This window comes from Ruegeria sp. AE3, from assembly GCF_056542225.1.
Window position 1 is genome coordinate 39431 of the sequence record NZ_JBQFZL010000005.1, and the last position, 12588, is coordinate 52018.

12 protein-coding genes are annotated in these 12588 nt (G+C 58.1%); 8 read left to right on the plus strand and 4 right to left on the minus strand.

From position 1 onward, the window contains the following. The 3 genes from ACR0NZ_RS11605 to ACR0NZ_RS11615 all read right to left on the minus strand — a co-directional run bounded on the left by ACR0NZ_RS11605 (window position 1) and on the right by ACR0NZ_RS11615 (window position 3312). Entirely contained in the window at window positions 1–1272 is a 1272-nt protein-coding gene (locus ACR0NZ_RS11605) for an NAD(P)/FAD-dependent oxidoreductase (RefSeq protein WP_480519053.1), read from the minus strand. Window positions 1273–1448: 176 nt separating this feature from the next. Beyond that, the gene (locus ACR0NZ_RS11610; protein WP_480482138.1) at window positions 1449–2606 is read right to left on the minus strand and encodes an acyl-CoA dehydrogenase family protein; all 1158 of its coding nucleotides are present in this window, start codon (window positions 2604–2606) and stop codon (window positions 1449–1451) included. 142 nt (window positions 2607–2748) lie between these two features. Further along, entirely contained in the window at window positions 2749–3312 is a 564-nt protein-coding gene (locus tag ACR0NZ_RS11615) for a TetR/AcrR family transcriptional regulator (protein ID WP_480519055.1), read from the minus strand. A 303-nt stretch (window positions 3313–3615) separates the two neighbouring features. Here ACR0NZ_RS11615 and ACR0NZ_RS11620 point away from each other — a divergent pair, with 303 nt between their 5' ends. After that, entirely contained in the window at window positions 3616–4080 is a 465-nt protein-coding gene (locus tag ACR0NZ_RS11620; RefSeq protein WP_480519057.1) for a nuclear transport factor 2 family protein, read from the plus strand. Window positions 4081–4091: 11 nt separating this feature from the next. Then, complete coding sequence (locus ACR0NZ_RS11625) at window positions 4092–4712, plus strand: pyridoxamine 5'-phosphate oxidase family protein (RefSeq protein WP_480519059.1); 621 nt, start codon at window positions 4092–4094, stop codon at window positions 4710–4712. A 220-nt stretch (window positions 4713–4932) separates the two neighbouring features. Here the strand turns inward: ACR0NZ_RS11625 and ACR0NZ_RS11630 are convergent, their stop codons facing one another. Then, window positions 4933–5595, minus strand: a complete 663-nt coding sequence (locus ACR0NZ_RS11630; RefSeq protein ID WP_480519061.1) for a TetR/AcrR family transcriptional regulator — start codon at window positions 5593–5595, stop codon at window positions 4933–4935. 65 nt (window positions 5596–5660) lie between these two features. Here ACR0NZ_RS11630 and ACR0NZ_RS11635 point away from each other — a divergent pair, with 65 nt between their 5' ends. From ACR0NZ_RS11635 to cueR, 6 genes are all read left to right on the plus strand, one after another. Beyond that, the gene (locus ACR0NZ_RS11635) at window positions 5661–6977 is read left to right on the plus strand and encodes a flavin-containing monooxygenase (protein ID WP_480519063.1); all 1317 of its coding nucleotides are present in this window, start codon (window positions 5661–5663) and stop codon (window positions 6975–6977) included. Further along, complete coding sequence (locus tag ACR0NZ_RS11640) at window positions 6974–7876, plus strand: bile acid:sodium symporter family protein (protein WP_480475601.1); 903 nt, start codon at window positions 6974–6976, stop codon at window positions 7874–7876. The genes ACR0NZ_RS11635 and ACR0NZ_RS11640 overlap by 4 nt, the downstream gene beginning before the upstream one ends. Then, window positions 7873–8805, plus strand: coding sequence for an SDR family oxidoreductase (locus ACR0NZ_RS11645; RefSeq protein WP_480519065.1), 933 nt, complete (start codon window positions 7873–7875; stop codon window positions 8803–8805). Before ACR0NZ_RS11640 ends, ACR0NZ_RS11645 begins: the two co-directional genes overlap by 4 nt. After that, window positions 8802–9566 (plus strand): SDR family NAD(P)-dependent oxidoreductase, encoded by a 765-nt coding sequence (locus tag ACR0NZ_RS11650; protein ID WP_480519067.1) that lies wholly within the window; start codon window positions 8802–8804, stop codon window positions 9564–9566. Before ACR0NZ_RS11645 ends, ACR0NZ_RS11650 begins: the two co-directional genes overlap by 4 nt. Window positions 9567–9644: 78 nt before the next feature. Continuing rightward, on the plus strand, window positions 9645–12113 hold the full coding sequence (locus ACR0NZ_RS11655) for a heavy metal translocating P-type ATPase (protein ID WP_480519069.1): 2469 nt from the start codon (window positions 9645–9647) through the stop codon (window positions 12111–12113). Beyond that, the gene (gene cueR, locus ACR0NZ_RS11660) at window positions 12110–12499 is read left to right on the plus strand and encodes a Cu(I)-responsive transcriptional regulator (protein WP_209504709.1); all 390 of its coding nucleotides are present in this window, start codon (window positions 12110–12112) and stop codon (window positions 12497–12499) included. The genes ACR0NZ_RS11655 and cueR overlap by 4 nt, the downstream gene beginning before the upstream one ends. The last annotated feature ends 89 nt before the right edge of the window (window positions 12500–12588 follow it).

The following is a 12588-nucleotide window of genomic DNA, read 5'->3' on the forward strand; positions in this document are numbered from 1 at the left end:
TCAGATCCGCGCCTTTATCAGATGCGTCAGCGCCGCGCCGGATTCAAAAAAGGCGCGGCGCACGCGCGTCCAGCTTTCGCGATGCTCATGCACCGCAGGAACGGGCAAAAGCGAAAGCTCACCTGCAAGAAGACTTTCGGCCATCATTCGCCCGAACACCGTGCCAGGGCCGATACCACGGCCGGAATATCCGTGCGCGGCCAGAGCGTTGGGGCCAATCTGCGTGATTTTCGGGATATGGTCCGAGGTCATGGCAATCCGCCCGTGCCAACCCTGTTCAAACGGCTGATCGGCAAGCTGAGGATAAAGCTCAGCCAGTTTGCGTCGGACCCATCCGGTATGCGCGCTGCGTCCTGCATTCCCCAGATCACCCATGCCGCCAATGATCATCCGCCCCGCCTGATCCAGCCGGAAGGACGTCATGATCAGCCCGGTATCCCAGCATCCTTCTGCCTGCGGCAGAATGCTGGCGCGCAGATTATGCGACAGCGGGGCCGTAGCGTATTGAAAGTAATAAACGGGAACATAGGCAGGCGCAGTATCTGGCAAGCCAAGGTGATAGGCGTTGGTTGCCTGAATGACGGACTTGGCCCTTACAGTCCCGCTCGGTGTGGTCAACACCCATTGCCCACCTTCGTGCCGAAGGGTCTGCACCGCGCTTTGTTCATGGATCTGCACCCCGGCCTGAGACGCGGCACGCGCCAATCCCATGACATAAGCCAAGGGTTGTATTGTTCCTGCGCGAGGGTCGAACAACGCCCCATGAAAAGCATCGCTGCCGGTCCGGTCACGGGCCTGATCCGCCGACAGCAGCGCTACCGGCGCGCCAGACCCGCTTAGCTGCGCATGTCGCGTTTGCAGGTCCTTCAGGCCCGAGGCGGAATGCGCGCAATGCAGGGTTCCGTTGCGAATGGGCTCACATGTGATGCCGTGTTCTTCGATCAGGGAAAAAACGTCTGACGGTGCTTTGCCCAGCAGATCGATCAGGCGATCACCAGCCTCTGCACCGATATGCGCGCGGATCTCATCCGGTGGCAGCCACAGCCCGGCATTGACCAGACCGACATTGCGCCCTGACCCGCCAAACCCGATCTTCTGCGCTTCAAGCAAACAGACCGAAGCGCCGGTACGGGCTGCCGTCAAGGCAGCTGAACACCCGGTATATCCGCCACCTATAATGGCCAGATCGACAGTTTTGTCACTGCTCAGCGGCAGAGCAGTGACTGCTTCGGTACATGTAGTCCGCCACAAGGCTTGTTCGGGATCGTTCACGTCAGACCTCTGAGTCTTTTCGGCGGATCATCATACCGCTGCACGTCCTTTGCAAGTGGGCAACTGTGGTCGGGTCAACAACGAAAAAACCCCGCAAGCACGGGCCTGCGAGGTCCAACAGAAGCGAGCATTCCGTCAGGAATGATGACATCAGGCAAGAGGCCGCCCGGATACCTTCAAACGTCAAGCGACCGTGCGATCACCTCTTTCATGACCTCGTTGGTGCCGCCGTAAATCATCTGCACGCGGGCGTCTGCGTAGAGACGGGCAATTGGGTACTCCATCATAAAACCGTATCCGCCGAACAGTTGCAGGCACTCGTGCATGATTTCGTTCTGCACCTCCGAGCCCCAGTATTTGGCCATCGAGGCGGTGGCCGCGTCCAGTTCGCCTGCCTCCAGTTTGCCGATACAGTCATTGACGAAACTGCGCAGAACCTCGGCCTTGGTCTTGCATTCTGCAAGTTTGAAACGCGTGTTCTGGAAATCCATCACCCGCTGACCGAACGCTTTGCGCTCCTGCACGTACTTTACCGTTTCGGCAATGGCAAAATCGATCGAACCCAGCGCCATGATCGCGATATTCAGCCGTTCCCATGGCAGTTGCTTCATCAGCTGATAAAACCCCTGACCTTCCTCAGCCCCCAGCAGGTTCGTCATCGGTACTTTGACATCTTCAAAAAACAGCTCGGCCGTGTCGTTGCCCTTCATCCCCAGTTTTTTGAGGTTGCGCCCCCTGCGAAACCCCTCGGCCCCTTCGGTTTCGACCACGATCAATGACACACCCCGCGCGCCCTCGGACTTGTCAGTCTTGGCGGCCACGATGATCAGATCCGCCGTCTGGCCATTCGTGATGAAGATTTTCGAGCCATTCAGCCGGTAGGAGTTTCCGTCTTTCTCGGCCGTTGTGCGCACAGCCTGAACATCCGAGCCGGTGCTGGGTTCCGTCATGGCAAGTGCACCGACCATTTCGCCCGAAGCCAGTTTGGGCAGCCATTTCCGTTTTTGATCTTCGCTGCCATAAGCGGTAAGATAATGGGTCACGATCGACTGAATACCATAGCCCCAGCCGGCGTCGCCCCGTGCGCCCTGTTCGTACGCGGTGATGGCGTCAAAGCCCATACCACCGCCGACGCCGCCATATTCTTCGGGGATTGCACCAGCCATCAGGCCGGTTTCACCCGCTTTGCGCCAGAAGTCGCGATCAACGGCCCCGTTTTCAACCCAGGTTTCGATATTCGGCGACAGTTCGTCATCCATGAACCGGCCAGCCATATCCGCGAACATGCGGTGTTCGTCGGTGACCCATGCCGCGGTCGAAGTGAAAAGTGACATCAAAGGCTCTCCAAACAGTCTTTCGCAAAAGCCTAACGGTCGGCCCGATTCCCGCCAATCCACGTGACGTGGCGTTCCGACTTCGAACAACGCAACGTTTCTTTGCTAAGTAACTAAAAGAACCTGCTTGTTTTTAAGGAAATTAACTCAGCGCCAATGCCAGCAATTGCTGTGCTGCATCCCTGGCGTCTTCCGCAGGATCACAATTCTTGAGCAAAACCGCGGACACGATTGCCCCTTCCTGCAACAACACGATCTGGCTGGCGAGTTTCTGAGGATCACGCGCACTAGCCTGTTCAGCGACGGACGTGAAATGCTCCAGCAACAGCTGCTTATGTTCGGCAGCCTGCACATGGATCGGATGATCTGTATCCTGATATTCAGCCCCGGCCTTGATGAACATGCAGCCCCGGAACCCATCCTCCTCGAACCATTCCTTCAAGGCATCAAAACTAGCGATGAGTTGCTCGGCCGGTGTTTCTGCCATCTCTTCGATGCGCCGATAGAACCACTCGCGAAAATTCTCATCCCGCAGGCGCAGAGCGGCTACGATCAGGTCTTCCTTGGTGCGGAAATGTTTGTACATCGACGTTTTCGACACGCCCGTTTCGGTCACCAGCTTATCCATGCCGGTCGCGTGAAACCCGTCGCGGTAAAAAACCTTCAGGGCTTTGCTGACAAGTTCATCCCGTTTGTTTGGACGCATGATTCGGCTCCATGGTGTACCGTTCTGTACATATTACCCCGAAACATGAAGTACAACCGGCCTAACACAACTCATTGTTTTCATTAGAATTCATGGCTCGCCTTAAACCGCGCGGGAAATTTTCTGCTTTTCCCCTTGCAAAAGTTAACAGATCGGTACACTTTATTAGAAAGTTAACCGATCAGTACACCAGAGGATTTGACCGATGAAACGTCGCGCCAGCATATTCCCCCCTCAGTACGTTCCATTTCTTCTGACACTGGCCATCCTTGCCGCCTCTCTGACCTGAAAGCCCCCTGCACCATGTCCCGCCCCCCACTTCCCCCCTTCACGTTCGAAACTGCCACACAAAAAGTACGCATGGCCGAAAACGCCTGGAACAGCCGCGATCCCGACCGCGTCACCCCCGCATACACAGATGACAGTCAGTGGCGTAACCGGGCGGAATTTCTGTCAGGACATGGCGAAATTCACGCCTTCCTAAGCCGTAAATGGCACAAGGAGCTGGACTATCGACTGATCAAGGAACTCTGGGCCTTTACCGGTAATCGCATCGCCGTTCGTTACGCTTACGAGTGGCACGACGATAGCGGTCAGTGGTTCCGGTCTTATGGCAACGAGAATTGGGGATTTGCCGAAGACGGGCGCATGTCGCATCGGCATGCCTCGCTGAACGATCACCCCATAGCCGAAAGCGACCGCTTGTTCCATTGGCCATTGGGTGAACGCCCCGATGACCATCTCGGGCTTTCTGATCTGGGTCTTTGAAAGGACATACCGTGCCGCGTGCGTTTTCCGAACTGACCTTCACCCCTACCGTCCGTGCCCATCAGGAGCGGATGGGATCGGCAAAAACCTATGCCAAATTCATTGAAAGTGGCCCGCAACAGGGCCATTTGTTCGGCGAGCCGGAAAAACAGTTCATTCAGGCGCGCGACGGGTTTTATCAATCCTCGGTGTCTGAAACAGGCTGGCCTTATGTGCAGTATCGCGGCGGGCCGGTCGGGTTTCTGAAAGTACTGGGGCCCCAAACCATCGGATATGCCGATTTTTCGGGTAACAAACAGTATATCTCGCGCGGGAATCTGGACGGCAACGATCGGGTCGCGTTGATCCTGATGGATTACGCCAATCAACGTCGTTTAAAGATCCTGGGGCGTGTCGAATTCACGGAGGGTCAAGCCGCCGCTGCCAGCTTGTATCCAGAAGAGGCCGAAGCCCCTGCAGAGCGGGCGGTGATCATACGTGTTGAGGCGCTTGACTGGAACTGCCCGCGCCACATCACGCCGCGTTTCACCGAAGCCGAACTGCGACCGCATCTGAACAGTTTGGGCCAGCAACTCGCGCAGTTGCAGGCTGAAAATGAAAGGCTGAAACAAGAGCTGTCAAAGCTCTCGTGACGCGTAAGACACCACAGATTTTATTGAGTATAAACAGGGAATAAGCCAATGGTTCGTTCGGTCTTTCAGCTTTCTGCGGCGTGCCTTGCCGGAGCGGCCCTGATCCTTATGATAATGATGTTTGGTTTTTTTGCTTCGCCTAGCGCCGTCCGAACATCACCACCTTCTGTGTTCAGCACCATCCTGTTCAACCATTTGCAGCAATAGCAATGCCGCGCGTTCAACCTCGACTGGTCTGAACCATCGCTTCGATACCGGCTGCACAAAAATCGATCAGGCGTTCCACTTCTGACACCCTGCCGCCTTGCGACAGGGCCCCGACCCGCCAGCCACTGTTGAGATGCGCCAGCATTGCCGAAACGGAATAGACCTGGCCGCTGGCCAGCAGCGCAGGGTCAACATCTGGATAAAGAGCAGCGATTTCGTCGATAAAAAGCCGGGCGGTCGGATCGAAACACTCTGCCGCGACATCGCGCCAGCGGGGATCGACCGAGACATGCGCCACAAGGCGCCCATAGGCCATCCATCCCGAACCGCCTGTTTCTGCCAGTTCCACATAAGGCCGGATAAAACTGTCCAAGATTCCGCGCAGTGTCAGTGGACCCGCCCCTTTGGCCCTGTTCAGCGCATCGGTTCTGATCTGTGCCAGCTTGCCAGCACGACGTGCTATGGCGCGAAAAAACAGCTCCTCCTTGCCGCCGCCATGGTGATGAACAAGGCCAACCTGAACGCCTGCAAGCGCAGCGATATCGCGGATCGACGCACCTTCGAATCCGCGTTCAGCAAAGACTGTTTCGGCGGCATCCATGATCCGCGCTTTGGTTTCCAAAGACCGCTTGGACGGTGCCCTTTGTCTTGGTTTTTCTACGTTTTTCAGCGTCATGAATTTCATCTTGCCTTATTTTGGTCGTTCGTTCAATTTAAACCTCACGAACTTTGGGAGGGTTCATGACAGAAACGCGCGACGAATTCGCCCTGATCGGGGCGGGACCAATGGGTTTGGCCGCGGCCAAGGTGCTGAAAGAACAGGGGATCGCATTCCAGGGGTTTGAGTTGCATTCGGATGTGGGCGGTCTGTGGGATATCGATGCCCCAAGATCAACCATGTACGAGTCGGCGCACCTGATCTCGTCCAAACGCATGACCGAATTTGCGGATTTCCCCATGGATGACGCGGTCGCCGAGTACCCCTCGCACCGGGCGATGCGCGACTATTTCCGCGCATTTGCGGATCGTTTCGGGTTGCGTGAGAATTACAAATTCCATGCAGAAGTCACTCAAGTCTCTCCGCTGGGCAATCCGGGTGACGGTTGGCGCGTGTGCTGGCGGGATCAGGATGGCGACCATCAGGCCAAATATGCCGGCGTACTCATTGCGAACGGCACCCTGTCGGAACCGAATGTACCCAGCTTTCCGGGTACGTTTGACGGCGAGTTGATCCATGCCTCACAATATCGGTATCCCAGTCAGTTCGACGGCAAGCGTGTGTTGGTTGTGGGCGCGGGTAATTCCGGCTGTGACATCGCAGTGGACGCGATCCATCACGCGAAACGCTGCGATCTGTCGATGCGGCGAGGGTATTATTTCGTCCCGAAATACGTCTTTGGCAAACCCGCTGACACAATGGGCGGAAAGATCCGTCTGCCGATGTGGCTGAAGCGTAAGGTCGACAGCCTGATCCTTGGCTGGTTTGTCGGCGATCCGCAGAAGTACGGCTTTCCCAAACCGGATTACAGGCTGTACGAAAGCCACCCCGTGGTGAATTCGCTGGTTCTGTATCACGCAGGCCATGGCGATCTGAGAATCCGCCCGGACATTAAACGGCTGGAAGGCCACACCGTGCATTTCAAGGACGGCTCCTGCGACGACTATGACATGATCCTCGCCGCGACCGGATACAAACTGCACTACCCGTTTATCGACAAGGACCTGCTGAACTGGCAGGGCGATGCCCCGCATCTGTATCTGAACACAATCCATCCCGAACGGGACGATCTGTTCGTGCTGGGCATGGTCGAGGCCACAGGTCTGGGCTGGCAGGGCAGGCACGAGCAGGCCGAGATGGTGGCGCGCTACATCAAGGGGCTTCGACACGGCTGCCCCGTGGCAGCCGATCTGCAAGCAGAAAAGCAAAAAGACTATGCGCGCGCCACCGGAGGCATGAACTATATCGACCTGCCCCGCATGGCCTATTACGTGGACAAGAATACGTACAGAAAGGCTGTCACCGGCTGGATCGACCGACTGCGGAAGGCCATCGCATGAGTGGCATTGACCAGATCACACTGAATTTCAGTCCGGCGTCTCTGACGCTGTTGAATGCCATTCTGGCAATCGTGATGTTCTCGATTGCCATCGACCTGACGCCTCGGGATTTTGACCGTTTAAGGCGCGCGCCCAAACCAGTGGTTGTCGGATTGATTTCACAACTCGTCGTCCTGCCTGCGCTGACCTTTGTGATGGTGTGGATTACCGCACCGCAACCGTCAATTGCGCTTGGCCTGATCCTTGTCGCGGCCTGCCCAGGGGGCAATATCTCGAACTTCATCACCCACCGCGCGGGCGGGAATGCAGCGCTTTCGGTGTCGATGACAGCCTTCGCCACCATCGGTGCAATCTTTATGACACCATTCAACATTGCGCTTTGGGGCGGGCTTTACCCACCGACCCGCGCAATCCTGCAACAGACCCAGATCGACCCAATGCAGATCGCAATCCTGGTCGGTCTGATGCTGATCCTGCCGCTGGTTCTGGGAATTACGCTGAATCAACGCCTTCCCGCCTTGACGGCACGGTTACGCGCACCGCTGCAACTTCTGTCTATGGGTATCTTTGCTGGGTTTATCGTACTTGCTCTGGCTGCCAACTGGGGGTTTTTCCTTGGGTTTGCCGGGGCTGTTGCCGGGCTTGTGATCCTTCACAATGCCCTGGCGCTGGGGGGCGGTTGGGTTGTGGCCACTCTGACCGGGCTGTCCCCCTTTGACCGCCGCGCCATCACCATTGAGACCGGAATTCAGAACTCTGGACTTGGGCTTGTCCTAATCTTTGCATTTTTCAACGGTCTTGGCGGCATGGCCGTGGTCGCCGCATTCTGGGGAGTATGGCACGCTATCTCGGGCCTGGCTTTGGCGTCGGTCATGGCACGAACCGAGGCCGCACGATGACCCGCATCCTGATTACCGGCGCTGCCGGGATGGTCGGGCAAGCGCTGTTACCCGAATTTGTGGGGCACGAGGTCTTTGCAACCGATCTGAAACGCCCGGATAACCTGCCGGAAGACGTCTCATTTTTGTCCATGGATGTTACTACCGACGCTCCTGCACGTGTGATTGCCAATGTGAAACCGGATGTGATTGTGCATTTGGCTTCTGTCGTGACGCCGCCACCGAAGATGGCGCGCGCCGTAGCCTATGCTGTCGATGTCGAAGGCACGCGCAATGTGGTGAATGCCGCTATCGCAAACGGAGTGCGCAGATTGGTCGTTACGTCGTCCGGTGCCGCTTATGGCTATCATGCAGACAATCCTGTGCCGTTGCGCGAGGGCGATTCATTGCGCGGCAACCCCGAGTTTCCTTATTCAGATCACAAGTGCCAGGTCGAACAGATTCTGGCCGAAGCCCGCAGCGCCGCCCCCGATCTTGAGCAGGTTGTTCTGCGCGTGGGCACGGTTCTGGGGGCTGGAACCGAAAACCAGATCACCGCCCTGTTTCTCAAGCCACGTTTGCTGGCGGTATCCGGCAGCGACAGCCCGTTTGTCTTTATCTGGACCCGGGATCTGGCACGCATCCTTCAGCGTGCAGCAACCGACGGGCCAGCCGGGATTTACAACGTCGCCGGTGACGGCACGATGGGCGTGACCGACTTGGCCCGCGCCTTGGGAAAACCGGTTCTGCGCCTGCCCGCATGGGTGTTGAAAGCGGCCCTAGCCGTAGCGCGCCCACTGGGTTTATCTCGCTATGGGCCGGAACAGGTACGGTTCCTTCAATATCGGCCAGTTCTGGACAACTCCGCCCTGAAATCTGAATTCGGCTATGTGCCCGAAAAAACCAGCGCCGAGGTTTTTGCGCTCTGGCAACAGCAGGCCGGGTTATGAAAACCGCGGTCATCTCCGGCGGTGCGGGCGGTTTGGGACAGGCTCTAAGCCGCGCATTGCAAGCCCGTGGGTGGCGGGTGGTGCTGTTGGATCTTGATGTATCCGGTCTGCAAACAGAACCGAACCAACTGCCAATTGCCTGTGATCTGACTGACCCCGAACAGCTCGCCAACGCAGCTCAAAGGGCGATCACGTCAAGCGACAGCATTGATCTGGTCATCTACAACGCCGGGGTTACTCAAATTCGGGGGTTTGATCAGGCTGACACGGCCAGTCACCGTGCACTGTTCGATATCAACTATTTTGCAGCCGTTGAGATGGCTCGTGCATTCTTGCAGCCTCTCCGCGTGTCAAAGGGAACGCATCTGGCTATCTCGTCGGTGGCTGGTTTCGCTCCGCTTTGCCATCGCACGGCTTATGCAGCCTCGAAACACGCGCTTGAGGGTTTTTTCAAATCGCTTCGATCCGAAGAAAAGCCACATGGTGTTCAGGTTCAGATTGCAGCGCCGTCTTTTGTGGCCACCAACCCTGACAACGCAATGGAGCAACCCGACGGAACCGCGCGCCCCGGATCGGCCAAGGACGGAATGGACGAAATGAGCCCCGAGAGCGCCGCCGTGGCGATCCTGCGCGGACTGGACAAATCGCAGCCCATGATCCCGGTCGGACGCGTTGCACACATGTCGTGGTGGCTCAACCGTCTGTCACCACGCCTGTATCAGCGCTTAATGGAGCGTAACATGCGCGGGCCGGGATCGTAGAATTTTGCCGCGACCCCCTTGACCTTCCTGTCACTGGAACCCCCATCTGGAGGGCAGAAACCACGTGGGATGAGTCGCATGGCGCAAAAAGCACTGACAGAACTGAAAGTCACCGGCATGGGATGCGCGTCCTGTGTGGGCCGTGTCGAGGCTGCGCTGCGTAATGTATCTGGTGTTGATGCGGCCTCGGTCAATTTCGCGACCAAGACGGCGCAGGTGGAATTTGACGGGCCGGTTTCGTCCCTGACTGCGGCGCTGGATGCAGCCGGCTATCCGGCTGAAACAAGTCATGCGGATCTGAGCATCGAGGGCATGAGCTGCGCATCCTGCGTTGGCAAGATAGAGCGCGCGTTGGCGTCCACCGCTGGCGTGATCGAAGCGCAGGTCAATCTGGCAACTCGGACGGCTTCGGTGACTTACGCCACAGCTGCAACTACGCCCGAGGCGCTGGCTCAGGTTGTTACCGGAATTGGATACCCTGCGCGTATCCAAGGCGTTGCCGGACCAGAAAGCCGGGAAGACAATGATATTCAGCGGCTGGTTCGTTCCACAATACTGGCAGCGGCACTGGCCCTGCCCGTATTCATTCTTGAGATGGGCGGGCACGTGATCCCCGCCTTCCACCATTGGATACAGGCGACCATGGGAACGCAGACGAGCCATTTGATTCAATTTGCCCTGACCTCGGCTCTGCTGATCGGACCGGGCCGTGTGTTTTACCGCAAAGGTATCCCGTCGCTGATGCAGGGCACGCCGGACATGAACGCGTTGGTAGCACTTGGGACCGGCGCGGCTTATCTGTATTCGGTCACGGCCACTTTCGCGCCCGACCTGCTGCCGCAGGGTACGGCCAATGTCTATTTCGAAGCGGCCGCGGTGATCGTGGTTCTGATCCTTCTCGGCCGGTTGATGGAGGCACGCGCCAAAGGCAAAACAGGGGCTGCGATCCGAAAACTGGTGGGTTTGCAACCAAAAACCGCACGGGTCGAATTAGACGGACAGATACAGGACCGGCCAATCGCCGAAATCGTTGTCGGAGATATCCTGCACATCCGCCCCGGCGAGCGTGTACCGGTGGATGCCGAAGTGCTTGAAGGCACCTCTTACGTTGATGAGAGCATGATCACCGGCGAGCCTGTGCCTGTTGGCAAGTCGGTGGGAGCGCCTGTTGTCGGCGGCACCGTGAATGGCACCGGCGCTCTACGGGTAAGCGCCACCCGGGTCGGTGGCGACACGGCTCTGGCACAGATCATTCGTATGGTGCAGCAGGCGCAGGGCGCGAAACTGCCTATTCAGGGGTTGGTGGATCGGATTACCTATCGCTTTGTTCCTGCGGTCATCGCTGTTGCGGTGATCACCGTCGCGCTCTGGCTGATCTTCGGCCCCAGCCCGGCCCTTCCCCTTGCGCTTGTCGCAGGTGTTTCAGTTCTGATCATCGCCTGCCCCTGCGCAATGGGGTTGGCGACCCCAACCTCGATCATGGTGGGCACCGGGCGTGCGGCAGAAATGGGCGTTTTGTTCCGCAAGGGGGATGCGTTGCAACAGCTTCAGCAGGCGCGCGTCGTCGCGTTGGACAAGACCGGAACCCTGACGCTGGGGCGCCCCGAACTGGACAGCGTGACAACGGCTAAGGGGTTTGACCGGGAGGAGGTTCTACGGCTGACCGCAGCCCTTGAGGCAAGGTCGGAACACCCGATCGCTTCCGCCATCACCCGAGCGGGGCCCGCGACACTGCCAGAGGCATCGGATGTCCGTTCGCTTACCGGGCTTGGCCTGCAAGGGTTGGTCGAAGGCCGCGACGTGTTAATCGGGTCGCACCGGTTGATGCAGCAGAGTGGGATCACCCTTGGAGCTCTGACGGATGAGGCCGAAACCCGTGCCGCTCAAGGGGCAACTCCTCTGTTCGTGGCTCTGGATGGGCAGGCGGCGGCCACTTTGTCCGTTTCTGACCCGATCAAGCCCGGCACAGTGGAGGCGCTGGACCGGTTGCACCAAATGGGGCTAACCGTGGCCATGATCACCGGTGACAACGCGCGCACGGCGCAGGCTCTGGCCGACCGGCTGGGGATTGATCATGTCACTGCCGAGGTACTGCCTGATGGCAAGGTAGATGCAATAACGGCTTTGCGGGACCGGTTCGGAGTGCTGGCCTTTGTCGGTGACGGGATCAACGATGCCCCCGCTCTTGCGGCGGCTGATATCGGCATCGCCATCGGTACCGGCACGGATGTGGCCATCGAAACAGCCGACGTTGTCCTCATGTCCGGTGATTTGCGGGGCGTCGCGAATGCGACCGAGATCAGCCGCCGGACAATGAAGAATATTCGCCAGAATTTGGGCTGGGCCTTCGGATACAATGTCCTTCTGATACCGGTGGCTGCCGGTGCGCTGTACCCGTTTGGCGGCTATCTGCTATCCCCTGCACTGGCGGCTGGTGCAATGGCACTGTCGAGCGTTTTTGTGGTCTCGAATGCGCTGCGCCTGCGCCGCATTCGCGCCAGCCTGCCGGAAACATCAGGTACGGCCACCAAAGAGGTGCACGCATGAACATCGGAGATGTTTCCGCCCGCACTGGCCTGCCCGCCAAGACGATCCGGTATTATGAGGACATTAACCTGATCAAACCAATGCGCGACGACAATGGCTATCGCCGGTTTCGCGACCAGGACGTGCATAAGCTGAACTTTCTGGGTCGCGCCCGGGCGCTTGGGTTCACCATCGAGGATTGCCGGACCCTGCTGGCACTCTACGAAGATGAGACCCGTGCCAGTGCCGACGTGAAACAGGTTGCACGCGACCATCTTGTTCAGATCGAAACCAAGATCGCAGACCTGAACGCCATGCGCGATACGCTAAGTCACTTGATCGACGCCTGCGCCGGGGACGACCGGCCCGATTGCCCAATCCTACGAGATCTGGGTGGGAAAGGCTGACTTGGGGTTGCCCTTTGGGCGCAGCTTTGCTTTGTCTTCGCCAGAGATTTCGGTCAGGCCTGTTTCGCTGAAGCCGACCGAACAGCGGA